Annotated in this window: 12 protein-coding genes; 1 reads left to right on the top strand and 11 read right to left on the bottom strand. The window is 61.0% G+C overall.

Translation table 11 applies throughout. From position 1 onward, the window contains the following. Positions 1-113: 113 nt before the first annotated feature. Complete coding sequence (locus VCJ09_RS11610; RefSeq protein WP_324734435.1) at positions 114-974, top strand: LysR family transcriptional regulator; 861 nt, start codon at positions 114-116, stop codon at positions 972-974. A 57-nt stretch (positions 975-1,031) separates the two neighbouring features. Here the strand turns inward: VCJ09_RS11610 and VCJ09_RS11605 are convergent, their stop codons facing one another. From VCJ09_RS11605 to VCJ09_RS11555, 11 genes are all read right to left on the bottom strand, one after another. Next, positions 1,032-2,168: an HPP family protein gene (locus VCJ09_RS11605; RefSeq protein WP_324734434.1), complete on the bottom strand. Its 1,137-nt coding sequence runs from the start codon at positions 2,166-2,168 to the stop codon at positions 1,032-1,034. Positions 2,169-2,517: 349 nt separating this feature from the next. Beyond that, positions 2,518-3,261: an SDR family NAD(P)-dependent oxidoreductase gene (locus tag VCJ09_RS11600; RefSeq protein ID WP_324734433.1), complete on the bottom strand. Its 744-nt coding sequence runs from the start codon at positions 3,259-3,261 to the stop codon at positions 2,518-2,520. A 153-nt stretch (positions 3,262-3,414) separates the two neighbouring features. After that, positions 3,415-4,605, bottom strand: a complete 1,191-nt coding sequence (locus tag VCJ09_RS11595) for an NnrS family protein (RefSeq protein ID WP_324734432.1) — start codon at positions 4,603-4,605, stop codon at positions 3,415-3,417. A gap of 273 nt (positions 4,606-4,878) precedes the next feature. Further along, positions 4,879-5,058, bottom strand: a complete 180-nt coding sequence (locus VCJ09_RS11590; RefSeq protein WP_324734431.1) for a Sec-independent protein translocase subunit TatA — start codon at positions 5,056-5,058, stop codon at positions 4,879-4,881. A 26-nt stretch (positions 5,059-5,084) separates the two neighbouring features. Beyond that, entirely contained in the window at positions 5,085-5,624 is a 540-nt protein-coding gene (locus tag VCJ09_RS11585) for a nitrous oxide reductase accessory protein NosL (RefSeq protein ID WP_324734430.1), read from the bottom strand. A gap of 65 nt (positions 5,625-5,689) precedes the next feature. Next, positions 5,690-6,520, bottom strand: a complete 831-nt coding sequence (locus VCJ09_RS11580) for an ABC transporter permease (protein WP_079201946.1) — start codon at positions 6,518-6,520, stop codon at positions 5,690-5,692. Further along, positions 6,517-7,443, bottom strand: coding sequence for an ABC transporter ATP-binding protein (locus VCJ09_RS11575; RefSeq protein ID WP_324734429.1), 927 nt, complete (start codon positions 7,441-7,443; stop codon positions 6,517-6,519). The genes VCJ09_RS11580 and VCJ09_RS11575 overlap by 4 nt, the downstream gene beginning before the upstream one ends. Further along, positions 7,440-8,723 carry a nitrous oxide reductase family maturation protein NosD gene (locus VCJ09_RS11570; protein WP_324734428.1) on the bottom strand — a complete coding sequence of 428 codons (1,284 nt, stop codon included), beginning with the start codon at positions 8,721-8,723 and terminating at the stop codon, positions 7,440-7,442. The genes VCJ09_RS11575 and VCJ09_RS11570 overlap by 4 nt, the downstream gene beginning before the upstream one ends. 150 nt (positions 8,724-8,873) lie before the next feature. Continuing rightward, positions 8,874-10,784 carry a TAT-dependent nitrous-oxide reductase gene (gene nosZ, locus VCJ09_RS11565; RefSeq protein WP_324734652.1) on the bottom strand — a complete coding sequence of 637 codons (1,911 nt, stop codon included), beginning with the start codon at positions 10,782-10,784 and terminating at the stop codon, positions 8,874-8,876. Between the two features lie 77 nt (positions 10,785-10,861). Then, a complete protein-coding gene (gene nosR / locus VCJ09_RS11560; RefSeq protein WP_324734427.1) occupies positions 10,862-13,051 on the bottom strand; it encodes a transcriptional regulator NosR in 2,190 nt (729 codons plus the stop codon). 499 nt (positions 13,052-13,550) lie between these two features. Beyond that, positions 13,551-14,801 (bottom strand): acyl-CoA dehydrogenase family protein, encoded by a 1,251-nt coding sequence (locus VCJ09_RS11555; RefSeq protein WP_324734426.1) that lies wholly within the window; start codon positions 14,799-14,801, stop codon positions 13,551-13,553. Positions 14,802-15,216 lie beyond the last annotated feature (415 nt).

Here is a 15,216-nt window from a genome sequence, read left to right as displayed (position 1 = left end):
CTACTCCAACTCGATAGCCGCCTACTGCACGCGGCGGGCGTGCACCCTCTAAATCTGCACCAGATGAAATACACTGCGACTTCACATCAATTTAATTGAAGCGAAGCAACGCAATGGACATCGATCTCGCCCGCACCTTCTTGGATATCATGCGCAGCGGCAGCTTCATCGCCACCGCAGAGCGCCTGCATATCACCCAGACAGCGGTGACAGCGCGAATTCATAACCTGGAAAACCAACTCAGCTGCCGGCTGTTCGTGCGCAACCGCGCCGGGGCACGGCTGACTGCGGATGGCGAGCGTTTTGTCGCCTATGCGACACAGTTGGTGCAGACCTGGGAAGCGGCGCGGCGGGATCTGCCTTTGCCACGCGGCTCCGGCGACCTGCTCACCCTGGGCGCGGAGATAAGTCTGTGCAACCCGCTGATGCTGGCTTGGGTGCAGCGTCTGCACCAGGTTCTACCCGCACATGCGGTGCGCAGTGTAGTAACCAGTGGCAGCCTGCTCCAGCAACAACTCGACCTTGGCGTGCTCGACGCGGCATTGGTCCACCAGCCGGAATATTGGCCGAACCTGCAGGTTGAGCAATTGCTCGAGGAAAAGTTGATCCAGGTGGTACAGACCCATAACCCCGAGCCCTATATGTATGTCGACTGGGGACCGACGTTTCGCCAACTGCACGACAATGCCCTGCCGGAACACACCCGCACCACCCTCTCCTTCGATCTCGGGCCACTCGCTCTGCAGTACCTGCTGCAATGTGGCGGGCGCGGTTACTTCCGCACCCGCGTAGTGCAGCGCCATATCGATGAAGGCACCCTCAAACGAGTGGAAATGGCGCCGGAGTTCTCCTACCCGATCTATCTGGTTTATCCCCGAGCGGCCGACAATCCAGCCCTGCGCAGTGCTCTGCAACTGGTGCGCGAAGTGGCTCAGGACGACTTCGACTGGTCACGCTGGGATTACGATATTTGAAGCGCCATGGCGCAGTCCGCCACACCAGCCCTGACGCGACAACTAGCCAGGAACGACTCAATCCGGCAGCTGCTTGAGCCAGTTGCGGTATAGCGCCGCGATCAGATCGGTCTGGGTGATCATGCCCACCAGCCGCTCGTGCTCGTCTACCACCGGCAAGCAGTGCAGGCCGCGGTCGGAGAGCAGGAACACCAGTTCGACCATATGAACGTCTTGTTGCACAGCAACCACAGGCGCACTCATGATCGAGCGCAGCTTGGTTCCGCGCAGGTACTTCAGTTGGCCGAAATTGACCCGCGCCTGACTGGGCTGAAACTGTTTGAGCAGATCGACCAGGGTGACAATGCCGATCAGCTTGCCACTGCCCTCCTCCACTACCGGCAGCGAACGCAGGCGGTGTTCTCGCAGGGTCTGCCAAGCCTGTTCGATAAAGCTCTCCGGCGCCGCCGAATAGAGATCGCGCGACATGATATCGGCCGCACTGATCTCGCCCATGCTGCGGCGCAAGGCATGTTTTTCGGTTTGTTTGATCAGCCGTTCGAGATCGTCACGGGTGACGTCAACATATTCGCCGAACTCCTCGAGGGCCCGATCCATGTCGTCGCGGCTGAAGCTCAGGCGCTCGCCCGGTAATGGATCGCGAGTGTGATGGCGGTTCTCCCCGGATCGGCGAGGTTTCGGGTAGGTGTGGCCGGTCAGGTTGTTGTAGATCAACGCTACCGCCACCAGCAACAGCGAGTTGAGTGCCACCGGATAGAGCACGGCGTAGCCCATGTCGACCCCAAGACCACCACTGGCGGCCAACACGGCCAACGCACAGCTTGGTGGGTGCAGGCAGCGCAAGGCAAATAGGCAGAAGAGCGAGAGGCTGGCGGCCAGCACAGTCGCAGTCACACCATCCAGCGCACTCAAGCCCAGGCTGATGCCGATCAGGGCGGCGCACATATTGCCCGCCAGGACCGACCATGGCTGAGCGAACGGACTGGATGAGGCGCCGAACAGCAATACGGCGGAGGCTGCGATAGGCGCAGCGATATGCAAGGTGATCGGCGCACCGAACAACCAGACGCCGATCGAAACGCACAGCGACATGCCGAGCGCGATACCGATGGCGACGCGCATCCATTCCTGGGCGCGGGCATTGAGCGGTGCGGGGGCGAAAGACTTGAACCAGTCGAGAAGCTGTTCTTGCATTATTCCTGCTTGGCATTGGGGGACTGCAATAGCGAATCCTACGCAGGCCATAAGCCCAGTACAGGGCAAGGCTGGAACCAATCGCTGCAGACAGTCGAAGCAAGATGGCTTGGCACTGGATTCAGCGTGTTTGCGAGAGCAATCACGACCGCCAGCAAGCAGACATAGCGCACGTATACGCAGCCGCTTTGAAGAACTCGGTCGGATTGGCGCAACAGACGATGGCGCGTAGGCATGAGTGCCTACGCATTGTGAGGGGGGTGTTAAGTTATCTCTAATGAATGTTATTGCTCCTGTTGAGCAATATTAATGCTTTAAAAGTGCAGCCAATGCAGAAATGCGCCGCCCTTCAGCTCAAGGTATAACCATTATCGACAACCCAGTCCTGACCGTAGACGCCGCGGGCGCCCTGAGACAGCTGGAACAGGATGACATTGGCCACCGCCGCGGCTTCGAGAAAGTGGCCGGGCAACAAGCGTTTGGTGACCGTATCGGCAACATCGCCCAACTGCTCGTCGGTCAGTCCCAGGCTGCCCCAGATAGCGGTTGCCGTGGGTCCGGGCGAGACCAGATTGATGCGCACACCGACTGGTGCAAATTCCACCGCGAGGGTGCGCGCCTGGGCGCTAAGCGCCGCCTTGCTGGCGATATAGGCGGCCAGGCCGGGAAAGGTCGAACGGGTAAGAAAACTGCTGATGAACACCACCGAACTGGGACTGGCCAGGGTGTCACGCAACGCTGCCAGGGTATTCAAGGCGCCGGCACCGTTGACCGCCCACTGCCGATCGAATGCACTCAAGTCGAGGCTCTCGGCCAGTTCGGCGATACCCGCGTTGGGTACCAGATAATCCACCTGCCCCAGTTGCGCTGCGCGCAAACCGAGGCTGGCCAGATCCTCGCTCGAGGTGACATCGCCAGCATGCCAGAACAGGCGCTCGGGGTGGCTCGCCTGCAGGCCTTGCAAGCCGCCCAGGCTGCGCGACATTGCCAGTACCCTGGCGCCGCGCTGCAGCAAAGCGGCGCATAACGCCAGGCCGATACCTGAACTGGCGCCGGTGACAACGGCCAGACGATCTTGAAATTCGGTTTTCATTAGCTTCTCCGATGCTCGGCAGCGCCGAGCGGCAAGGCCACCCATGCGCAAGCACGGGTAACCGGATATCAATTACTGGGCAGCGCGGCGCTGCATGCTCAAACGGTAGACGCAACAGATCGCCAACCTGGATTCAACACTCAGCCCGAGCTATCAGCCCGGATGACCATCCACCCGTGCCGTGATTAGCATCGGTACATAGCGCCAGGCATAGATGGCCAAGGCCAGCGACCAGCCGATGGTCGCCAGCCACAGCCCTGCCAGCGGCCAGAGCGGGTAAACGAAGACCCGCGCCACGCAACCCAGATTGAACAGCACCAGGGCCCAGGCCATGCCCGCCGGCAGTTGTAATGGCCGCCCGGTATGCCCCAGAGTGACGCGGGCAAGCATGGCCACAATCAGCCCGCTCATCGCGCCCATGGTCAAGCCATGCAAGGCCGGGCTGAAGCTGGCCAGCAGGCCGGCATGCCACAGCGCCAGGCCGAGGGTCGCGACCACCAGCCAGAGCATCGCCAAGTGCAGCGACCAGAGCAGCGGTACGCGCCAGATACCCGGGTCGTACCAGCGCGCCAGGCGCAACAGGTGGCCACCAGCCACCACCAAGAACAGCGGCGCCAGTAGCGGCTGCGCCTGCAAGGCCACCCCGCTGGCATAGAGCGCAGCGATCAGGCCGGTGCCGAGCAGCAAGGCGATTTCCAACCAGGCCCAGGGTTTGACCGCATTGAGCCGGCCCAGGCCGCGCTGGGTGAAGAAGGGAATCACCCGGCCGCCGATCAGGCCCATTAACGTCGCTACCAGCCACAACCCGGCCAACACGCCGCGGCGCTGCAGCTCATCGTCGCCCAACGCCAGGCCGGCCAGCAGCAAGGCATTGGCCGCGGCCAACAGGCTCAACACCAGCACGATCGGGTAGTTACGCTTCTGCCGCGCCACCCAGAGCATCCGCCCCATCAGGGCGGTTACCGCCAGCAGGAAGCTGAAGTCGAGCGGAATCAACAGCAGTGGTGCCAAGCCGAATAACCAGCCCAGGCGTGCCGCCAGCCAGAGGCCAGCGAGCATCATCAAACGCGTGCCGCTCAGGCCCGGCTGACCGGTCCAAGTCTGCACCGCGGTCAACAGAAAACCGGCCACTATGGCGCTGGCGAAGCCAAACAGCATTTCGTGTCGGTGCCAGGCAAGCCAACCACCACTTGGCTGCCAGTCCGCCAACAGGCCGGACCAGGCCATCACCCACAGCGGGATCGCGACCAGCGCATAGAGGCTGGCGCAGAGGAAGAACGGGCGAAAGGCAAGACGCCAGATAGGCGGGATACTCAAGGCGGTACGCCGGTCGAGAACGTGCACTGCAAGCCTCCTAAAAAGATCGTCAAGCACCGGCAAGCAGCATATTCAGCAGTACCAGCCGGGGCATTACAGCTGCGTGGGAATTGCCAGCTGTTACGGTCTTTTTACAGGGAGGAAGGGCTTTGGCGACTTGACCGCGATCAGCTTTGCGACTTGGCCAAGCACAAAGCGCCTGGCGCGGGGACGTTCGGCGGCCGGGCTAGTGGTGCGGCGGAACCTGCGCAAACAGCACAGACTCGCACACCGCCTAGCCTGGCAGACATGGTGGGTGAACTACGGCAAGGGCTGCTTGGTCGACTCCGGCTGTTGCGGCGCATCGCCGCTGCCCATCGATTTACGAAATCCGTTGATCGCCCCGCCGACATCGGAACCCAAGCTGCGCAGGCGCTTGCTGCCGAACAGCATGACCACGATCAACAGCACAATCAGAAATTGCCAGATGCTGATACCCATTTGGATCTCCTCTTTACGGATGGCAATCAGTGCATGCCCGCAGGCTGCATGGCGGCGGCCTGTTGCAGCACGCCTTGGTCGATCTCGTCGAAACGTAACACCCGAGCGCCGTGGATGGTGGCCAGTTTCTGCGCGGCCTGCTCATCGGCAAACGAGGCCAGCACCGCGCCCATGGCGCCCTTCAACCCGCTGTCGGCAAGACCAATCACATAAAAAGCGCTGGCGGCATCGATCAGGTGGCTGTCGTCGGGCTTGGCCCACTCACTGCGACCCATGTCATGCACATAGAGCTTGGCAGTGCCTATACGGTTTTCCGGTTGCAGCCACCAGCCGAACATCTCGGCGGCGGAACAGAACTTCTTAACCCCGGACTTATCCACGGCCTGGCCCTTGGGGCCGGGAAAATCACTGATGATCATGCCGCACACATGGCACTCATCGCTGTCGTGGAAGGCTACCGGGCCCAGGCTTTTCTGTTGCTCCTCAGGCTCGCTGCAGGCCACCAGTAACAGACCAAGCAGCATCACCAGCAGGGTTCGCGCCGTACGTATATACAGGTTGTTCATCGTTGCTAACTCCATAGCTGAAACAGGCCTTGAAGGGCACGCCGTGCGCATGGCCAAGCCGATAGTCATGTCGGCCGACGCAGAAACATCCGATAGGCCAACAACAGCGGCGCCCCGACCCACAGCAGCAGGCACAGCCACAGCAACAGGCCGCCAATTGGTAGATCGCCGCCCAGGGCCATGACCCCGACGGCATTGCCGCTGCCCGCAAAACCGGACAGGTTGATCAGCCGGTAGACGTCAGCAGGATTGAGCAGCAGCAGCCAAGGCAGCAGATCCGGGTTGAACTTGCCCTCGCTCAGCACCAGCAGCGCCAGCAAAGCCAAGTCGAACACCAGGACGAAGAGAAACCACACGCCCAGGGCCAGCCCGGCGGCGCTGGATTTTTCGCTGGCCCTGCTACTCAGTACATAGGCCAGGGCGAGGAACACCCAGCCGAGCAGAGTCGACGACAGCATGAAGCGGCCGAAGGCCCAGGCCAGCAGGCCCAGTTCGATATCATCGACCAGCACGGCGATGGCCAGGGCCGCGCAGCCGAAGCCGATCAGGGTGGCCAGCGCCAGAATCAGACCATGGCCGACGAACTTGCCGAGCAGCAACTGGCCGCGGCCAAGGGGGTAGGTCAGCAACAGCATCAGGGTGCCGGCCTCGTCCTCGCCGACGATGGCGTCATAGGCCAGCAGTAGCGCGATCAGTGGCACCAGGAAAGTGGCCAGGCTGGCCAGGCTGGCTATGGTCGCCGGGATCGAGGTAAAGCCCAGTTGCCCGGAGGCCGCCGCACCTAACCAGGCGATGCCCACGGCCAGCACGGCGAACAGCAGACTGATGGACAGCAACCAGCGATTGCGCAGGCCGTCGCTCAATTCCTTGCGGGCAATATTCCACACCTGGTTCATGTTCTGCCCTCCGCGCTCGGCACAGTGCTCGCTCGCTCCATGTAATAACGGTAGAGGTCCTCCAGCGACGGCTGGTGGATGTCGATGTCCTGCGCCCCGCCCTCGCCAAGCAACTGGCGCAGCAGGCCGAGTTTATGGCCGTTGATGGCGACCACTTCGACGCCATCGACGCCGACCGAACGCGCCTCATGCCCGGCGGCGTGCCAGCGTTGCAACAACTGCGCGCTCTGCTTCAGTCCACTGGCGCGAATCACTGCCGGCAGACCGGCATCTTCGCGCAGCCTGGCCAGGCTGCCGACCGCCTGCAGCCGACCATGGGCGAGGATGGCCGCGCGGTTGATATGCGCCTCGACCCCCGGCAAGACATGCGAGCAGAGGATGATGCTGGTGCCCTGCTGACGCAGACGGTCGACCAGCTGATAGAGATCCTGGGTGGCGATGGGATCGAGGCCGACCGTGGGTTCATCGAGCAGCAGCAGGCGCGGTGCGCCGAGCAGTGCCTGGGCCAGGCCGAGACGCTGGCGCATGCCCTTGGAGTAGGTTTTGACCCGCCGATTCATGGCGTCGGCCAGACCCACCTGCTCCAGCAGTTCGTCCACCTGCGTCAGCGCGGCGCCCTTGAGGCGAGCGAAATGGCGCAGGGTCTCGCGTCCGCTGAGTTGCGCATAAAAGGTGACGTTCTCCGGCAGATAGCCGAGCTGACGGCGCACCACCGAATCATTCGGACTGCGCCCGAGCACATGCACCTTGCCGGCGCTGGCCTGCAACAGGCCGAGAATCAGCTTCATGGTGGTGGTCTTGCCGGCGCCGTTGTGGCCGAACAGGCCGAGTACTTCGCCTTCGCCCAGACACAGGTTCAAGTCGTGCAGCACGGTCATGCTGCCGTACTGCTGGCTGACGCCTTCGATTTCGACGGCATTCATGGTGTTGGCTCCGGGCTGGCTCGCAGCAGATCGGTGGTCGGCAGTTGCATCAGCGGGTAGCTGTCCTGCACGCCAGGGGATTTCATCACCGGAAAGGCGCGCTGCACCCAGCGCAGCAATTCGATGCTCGGGCTGTTCATCAACAGGCGCACCTGCGGGTACAACCACAGCAGTCGGTCGACGTTGTCGTTGGGTTCATAGGCCACATCACCCAGGCCATCGTCGTTGCGATCCCAGCCCAGGTAATCGCTCCAATAGTTGCCGCGGCCGTCCACCGACCATTCCTGGGTACGGGTGGCGACATACTTGACCTGCTGCTGGTTACCGACAAAGGCATTGCCGGCGATGCGGTTGTCTTCCGAGCCGGCGGTCAGGTGGATACCCAGGGCGCTGCGCTCGAAGTGGTTGTGTTCGATGCTGTTGAACAGCGAGTTGTAGATGAACAGCGCCTTGCCTTCGGCACCGGAGATCATGTTGTCGCCGGTCGAGCCGCTGCGCACATCGCTGACGAAATTGTCGCGCAGGGTGGAATAGGTGATGTAGTTCATCAGGATGCCGTAGTTCTCGTCCTGCTCGGAACGATTGCCGATTACCGTCAGCTTGCGGCTCTGCATCAGCGCATAGCCGGTGCGGGTGCGGCGGGTGATGTTGCCGAGCACCTGGTTGTCGTTGGAGAACATGTAATGAATGCCATAGCGCAGATCCTCGAGGGTGTTGCCTTCGAGGCGATTGCCGTTGGACACGTCGATATAGATGCCGTCGCGTGTATTCCACACATGATTGCCGATGATTTTGGCGCCGCTCACGGAAAACAGGTGAATACCGTTGCCGCGGTCCTGGGAGCGGATGCGTTGATCGCCCTCGATCTGATTATTGAGCACACTGACGTTCGGGGTGCCATCGACCCAGATGCCGAACCCCGGCCCCGACAACTGACTGTCGCGCACCTGGGCACCGCTGGCCTGGCGCTCGATAAATACGCCGGAATTCAAGGCCGTCAGGTCTTGGCCCCAGTTGCGCAGCGTACAGCCCTGGATGCTGACGTTGGCAGCCTGAATGGTCAGGGCACTGCCCTGGCCCTGAGCGTCGATTATTGCGCCGGGCGCGCAACTCAAGGTCATCGGGGTGGTAATGCGAAACTGTCCGCGGTATTCACCGGCGGGCAGTCGCCACTGTGCTTCCCCTACGGCCTGCAGGGGCAGCGTCGCTAACGGCTGCGCCAACACCTCGGAAGGACCGAGGAGCCAGCAGAATAGGAGCAATGCCCACTTACGTGGCATTGCGCGTCTTGCTTGATGGAGCGCTACGGCTTTAGTAATACGGATAGCCAATTACCTGTTATGCAAGTACCAATTACCAGCAGCCCGCCACCCGCCAAGGCAGCCACTGGCTGCACCGACGCCCCGCAACAGCGGGGCGACGGTGCGAGTTTATGCGGGTTCGACCAGCATGCGCCCGACCATTTCCATGTGCAGGGCATGGCAGAACCAGCTGCAGTAGTACCAATGCAGACCCACCTTGTCGGCGGTGAAGGTAATCGACGAGGTCTGCTGCGGGCTGATTTCCATGCTCGCACCATGGTTGACCATGACGAAGCCGTGGGACACGTCCTCGATCTGGTCGATGTTGGTGATGGTCACTGTGACTTCGTTACCCTGCTTGACGGTGAACTCGGTAAGGCCGTAGGCCGGTGCCATCGAGGTCATGTACACCCGTACCTTGTTGCCGTCACGGATAACCTTGTTGTCGGTTACCAGGTTGATGCCGTCCTTTTTCGCCCGCTCTACGGTGGGGGCGAAGAACGGGTCGTCGCGATCCCAGATCTTCTTGGTCTTGACCTGATCACGACGAGCCATGGTGCAGTCATGTGGCTCGGCGAAGGTCGGGCCGTCGTGCACCAGCTTCATTTCATCGCCGGAGATATCGATCAACTGATCGTTCTCTGGGTGCAGCGGGCCGACCTGCAAGAAGCGATCCTTGGAGAACTTGCACAGGGCAACCAGCCACTTGCCATCGGCTTCACTGGTTTCACACAGAGAAGCGTGGATGTGACCCGGCTGGTAATGCACATCGAGCTTCTGCTTGATGTAATTGACCTTCTCGCCCTTGTAGGCGCGTACGGCGTCAGCCATGCTCCACTTGACCACCTGACTGTCGATAAACAGGGTGGTGTAGGCGTTGCCGCGGCCGTCGAAGGTGGTGTGCAGCGGGCCCAGACCCAGCTCCGGCTCGGCGATGATGGTGTCGCGCGGATCCTTGAGCTTGTCGGCGAACAGGTCGTCCAGCCTGGCGATTTCGATCATCGACACGGTGGGCGACAACTTGCCGTTGGCAATGAAGTACTTGCCATCTGGCGAGGTATTGAGGCCGTGCGGGTTCTTCGCCACCGGGATATAGCGGGTGAACTCGCTGTTCTTGTCGCCTTTCTTACGACCGTCGAGTACCGGCACCTTGGAGTCGCCCAGGGTGATGAACTTACCGGCCTTGACCGCCGCTTCGGCGCGTTCGATGTTGAACACCACCACCCAGTCACGCTCGTTGCGCATCATGCCGCCGAGATCGGTGGCTTTCTCGGAGTTGTAGCAGGTGGCTGCGGTATAGCGACCCGTGTAGTCAGCGTCGGTGTTGTCCAGGTTGCCGTCGACGATGATCTGGAAAGCCATCTCCATCTTTTCGGCGTCGATGACGTTGTACATGGTGTAGCTGTTTTCATCCTGCAGATCGAAGATCTTGCCATCGTTGGGATGGGGGATGACGAACTCGGCGTTGGCGTACACGTACTTGGTGTACGGCACCTTTTGCAGGCGCAGGCCGTGGATGGACTGGCAGTTCGGCACGGTCAGCATCTTGTCGCACTTCATGATATCCAGGCGGATACGTGCAACGCGGGTGTTGGCCTTGTCGTTGATGAACACGTACTTGCCGTCGTACTTGCCGTCAACCATGGAGATGTGCGGGTGGTGGCAGTCACCGTTGAGGAACTTGACGCTGTCGCCCATGATGGCGCGGCTTTCGTTGGTCAGGCCCCAACCGGTGGCCGAGTCGACGTTGAATACCGGGATGCGCATCAGCTCGCGCATGGACGGAACGCCCAGCACGCGCACTTCACCCTGATGGCCGCCGCTCCAGAAACCGATGTAGTCGTCCAGCTCGCCCGGCGCAACATTGTAGTTCTGCTTCGCGTCCTTGGCCGCTGCCGCCCAGGACTCGCGAGTCATCACCGCGCTGCCCAGCGCTGTGGCACCGACCAGGGCCGCGCCTGTCATGGCGCTGGCGCCAAGGAAGCCGCGGCGGCTCAAGCCGGCCTTTTCCAGAATTTGCGTCTGCTCTTTACTATCGATTGCCGGCTTGTTCTTCGGTTCTTTATCGCTCACGGGTTCTGCTCCTTGGCTAGATAAATACTATCGCGCTCACGCGGTTATAGGGCTCGTTCAGGCACGACTACTTGCACTACGGGGATCAAATCGGCGCTGACAGGGGCCTTTTTGCTGCGTTTCTTCTGCTTGAGAATCAGCGGCGGGCACTTGTCGTCGTTGTGATAAGTCATCTGGCAATCGAGGCAGTAGTGGCACTCGTTGGCATTGATATGGCCGTCGGGATGGATCGCCTGGATCTCGCATTCCTTGGCACACAACTGGCACGGACTGCCACACTCCTTGCGCCGCTTGAGCCAGTCGAACAGACGGAATTTGCTCGGAATGGCCAGCGCCGCGCCGAGCGGGCAGACATAGCGGCAATAGACCTTGCGGGTGAAAATATTGATCACCAGGAGGATCACCGCATAGAGCACGAACCACCATTGGCGATCGAACTTCAGGGTGATGGCGGTCTTGAACGGTTCCACTTCGGCGAAGCGCTCGGCGGTGGCCAGCGATTCCAGAGAGAGGCCAAACAGCAGCAGGAGGATGATGTACTTGATCGCCCAGAGCCGCTCATGCAGCGCGAAAGGCAGCTCGTACTGGGGGATTTTCAGTTTGCGTGCGGCCTCGTTAATCAGCTCCTGCAGGGCGCCGAACGGGCACAACCAGCCGCAGAACACGCCACGTCCCCAGAGCAGGATGCTGGCGGCGGTGAAGGTCCAGATAATGAAGATGATCGGGTCGGTGAGGAACAGCTCCCAGCGGAAGTCCTGCACCAGGGCATGCACGAAGGTCAGCACGTTGACCACCGACAATTGGCCCAGGGCATACCAACCGATGAACACCACGGTGAAGATCAGGTAGCCACGGCGCAGCCAATGGAGGAAATGCGGGCGCTGGGTGAATTTATCCTGGAGGAACAGGATCACCGTGAGCAGCAGCAGGGCCAGGCAGATCACGCCGATCTGGAAACTTTTCTGGTACCAGATATTCAGCCACAGCGGCCGATTGGCTTCTTCGACGGCAGCCAGTTCGGCGGCAGTCGGCTGTGGCCGCTCAAGGTACTCCTCGGGCATCTGATAGGGCAGCTCGAAGCTGCTGAAGATGCCGCTGATCGGTCCGGTCTGCCGCTTCACCAGTAGCTCAAGGGCCCAGGGCGAGCCCGGATCGAAGCCATGGGGCTCGCGCACGATAAAGATCGCCATCTCGCGGAAGTCCGGCATGCCCTCGGCATAGACATCGCTCAAACGCTCGAAATCGCGGTCATGGAAGCTGATGGTTGCGCCGAACTGACGCAGTTGCACCCGATCGAAAATACCTCCACGCACATAGCCCGACCCCTTGAACGAGTACTTGCCGCTGCCGAGCACGGCAATCGCCTGCTCACCGGGCTTGAGTTCTTCCATGAGGAAGCGGTACTGGTTGTCGCCCAACAGGTTGCGACCGATAGTCGGAGCATTCAGGTGAGCGGTGTAAAGGTCGATAAAGGTGTCGTCAACTTGATCGGTCGACGCCTGGTCGACACCTTCGGCCTCGCTGCCCTTGAAGGCTTCGTCGACCTGACCGCGGGTCAGGTGCAGGCGGCGGATGGCACCATTACCGGTCAGCTCGGCCCAGTCGGCAGGCTGATAGATATCCTCGCGCACGGTGGCCGGCTTCTGCGCCAGCCCGGCATTCTCTTCGACCAGACCAAGCGACACAGCTACCGCGCGGGCAGAGCGCATGACTATTTCATTGACCACCATGACCGTAACGGTGGCGCCGGTGACCGCATCGACAGTCACTGCATCGGGGTCACCGGAACGGCCGACCACCACCCGCTGGTTGACCTGAATGCCTTTGTACTTGGCGTTGAAGGCGTGCAACTTGGAGATGGGAATACCGACCAGCAGGATCGGCTCGTGGTGCTCGAGCACATAGGCGTCCTGAATCACGCCGGTGGTATCGAGGATCACCTGCATGTTGATCGGCTTGCCGGAATAGGCCGGAATATCGACCACATCCAGGCTCTGGAACACATAACCGAGCACCTCGTCGCCACTGGACAGGGTGCGCACCTTGAACTCGCCTTGCGGCTCGGAGGCGCTGTCAGCCTTTGGGAAAACCAGATCGATGCGCTGCTGCTCGATCTCGCCGTAGCTCTTGGCTTGCACGCCTTGAAGCGTCGCCAATGTCAAAACCAGCAAAAGCAGGCAAGCGTTCTTCCATGAATACAGATGACTGCTCGTTAAAAACCGATTGATCTTCATGGGGTTATCTAAAGCCAACAATGAAATATATGCTTGCATGGTACTCACCACGCCCTCTTTTTCTATTGACACAGGTCAAGTTGCGTCAAAGTGCGGCAAGGTGCCGTAAACCCACGTCGAGATGCTCGGGATAGACCTGTAAAATCCGTCGACACGCATTCTGGGGCGGGCGGCACAGATTAGGCGCCAGCCCGTCTCGCCGAAGACGCTGCATCGCTGATCATACTCTTCCCGAGCAGTCTATCGCCATGAGGGTGCCCCGTGCGCAGCAGGCTTCGGAACCTTAGGTGCGCCTAGGCCTGTACGGTTAATCCGTTAATCCATGGGCTCAAGCCTGTCCAGAACCTTGACGGAGGCGCGCTCAGCGGCCGCAGGGCTGCCTGGTTGCGGTGTCGTAGTGCGGGCGAAAGACTTCGTCCCGAGGGCGGGCCTGCCACAGATAAGGTTCAAGCCTGCGAATTTAACTTAACCAACTAACCGCACAGGCTGCCAGCGTCTCTCAGCTTCTGCCGAATGGCGTCAGATAGGCCGCGGTTGCCCCCCGCGTGGCTTCGCTGGCCTTGAGTTCCATACGCGCGATGCTGCGCAGGTGCACCTGGTCCGGGCCGTCGGCGAAGCGCAGGGCGCGGCCGGTGGTCCACATGTCGGCCAGCGGCGTGTCCGGGGTCAGGCCCATGGCACCGTAGACCTGCATGGCGCGGTCGACCACGCGGGTGTGCATGCCTGGCACCAGCGCCTTGATCATGGCGATTTCCTTGCGCGCGGCCTTGGCGCCGACCTCGTCAATCATCCAGGCGGTCTTGAGTACCAGCAGCCGCGCCTGTTCGATTTCGATGCGCGACTCGGCGATCCAGTCGCCGATATTGGCGTACTGGTGCAGATACTTGCCGAAAGCCTTGCGTTCCTGGCAGCGCTCGACCATCAGTTCCAGGGCCAGCTCGGCCATGCCGATCGAGCGCATGCAGTGGTGAACGCGCCCCGGACCGAGGCGCGCCTGGGCCATCATGAAGCCCGCACCCTCCTCGCCCAGCAGATTGCCGACCGGCACCCGCACATTGCGCAGCAGCAGCTCGCTATGGCCTTCCGGGGCAATGTGGTTCATCACCGGGATATTGCGCAGCAGCTCCACCCCAGGCGTGTCGAACGGCACCAGAATCATGCTCTGCTGGCGATGGGCGTCGGCGTCCGGGTCGGTCTTGCCCATCACGATCAGCAGCTTGCAATCAGGGTGCGAAGCATTGGTGATAAACCACTTGCGCCCGTTGAGCACGTAATCGTCACCTTCGCGACGGATCAGGGTCTGGATATTGCTGGCGTCTGATGAGGGCACATCCGGCTCGGTCATGGCGAAGGCCGAGCGGATCACGCCGTCGAGCAGCGGCACCAGCCAGCGCGCACGCTGCTCGGGCGTGGCGAACAGGTGCAGCAACTCCATGTTGCCGGTGTCTGGCGCGTTGCAGTTGAACACCTCCGAAGCCCAGGACACGCGACCCATGATCTCCGCCAGTGGCGCGTATTCCAGGTTGCTCAAGGCAGTGCCCGGTTCGTCCGCATGCAGCGACGGCAGGAACAGGTTCCACAGCCCTTCGGAACGGGCCAAGGCCTTGAGGTCGGCCATGAACGGCACCGGGAACTGCCCGGCGCCGACCGCCTGATGCCAGGCGCCGATACGCGGCACGACATGCGCGTCCATGAAAGTGCGCAGCTGCTGACGTAGCGCCTCGGTGCGCGGGCTGTAGGCGAAGTGCATGGTGGACCTCGAATCGATCATGGGTTGAGGCTTTACGATAGGCCGGCATGTTGCGAAAACCCAGGATCTTCGACTGGCTGAATCGGCGCCAATCACAGCGGCTAAGACGGCAGCTAATCTTGATCTGGATCATCATCGATGTCGCCAGAGCTGCTAAGTGCTGCAATTTACCTCGCCCCAAGGAGCCGGCTTGCTCCGGCAGCTAATGCCCAGTCATTCTATGAATTCAGGCTTCAATCTTTTCTATAAAAGTGAACAGGCCATCAAGTGCGCCCCCACCACGTTTCTGGACAGTGGCGTAAAGCTTAACTACCTTCATCTTTACTTCATTACATTCAACCATGGCTCCTGCAACAGGCGGACGCGGGTTCCAATGTGAATATCCATTCCGTCTATTCGCCAATTTCTTAACTCG

The organism is Pseudomonas paeninsulae (genome assembly GCF_035621475.1).
Classification (GTDB): Bacteria; Pseudomonadota; Gammaproteobacteria; order Pseudomonadales; family Pseudomonadaceae; genus Aquipseudomonas; species Aquipseudomonas paeninsulae.
Note: the sequence above shows the minus strand (reverse complement) of the source record. Positions and strands in the feature narration are given on the sequence as shown.

Coding starts and splice junctions, on each gene's coding strand:
- VCJ09_RS11610 (WP_324734435.1), top strand. CDS start 114: ATGGACATCGATCTCGCCCGCACCTTCTTGGATATCATGCGCAGCGGC.
- VCJ09_RS11605 (WP_324734434.1), bottom strand. CDS start 2,168: ATGCAAGAACAGCTTCTCGACTGGTTCAAGTCTTTCGCCCCCGCACCG.
- VCJ09_RS11600 (WP_324734433.1), bottom strand. CDS start 3,261: ATGAAAACCGAATTTCAAGATCGTCTGGCCGTTGTCACCGGCGCCAGT.
- VCJ09_RS11590 (WP_324734431.1), bottom strand. CDS start 5,058: ATGGGTATCAGCATCTGGCAATTTCTGATTGTGCTGTTGATCGTGGTC.
- VCJ09_RS11585 (WP_324734430.1), bottom strand. CDS start 5,624: ATGAACAACCTGTATATACGTACGGCGCGAACCCTGCTGGTGATGCTG.
- VCJ09_RS11580 (WP_079201946.1), bottom strand. CDS start 6,520: ATGAACCAGGTGTGGAATATTGCCCGCAAGGAATTGAGCGACGGCCTG.
- VCJ09_RS11575 (WP_324734429.1), bottom strand. CDS start 7,443: ATGAATGCCGTCGAAATCGAAGGCGTCAGCCAGCAGTACGGCAGCATG.
- VCJ09_RS11570 (WP_324734428.1), bottom strand. CDS start 8,723: ATGCCACGTAAGTGGGCATTGCTCCTATTCTGCTGGCTCCTCGGTCCT.
- nosR (WP_324734427.1), bottom strand. CDS start 13,051: ATGAAGATCAATCGGTTTTTAACGAGCAGTCATCTGTATTCATGGAAG.
- VCJ09_RS11555 (WP_324734426.1), bottom strand. CDS start 14,801: ATGCACTTCGCCTACAGCCCGCGCACCGAGGCGCTACGTCAGCAGCTG.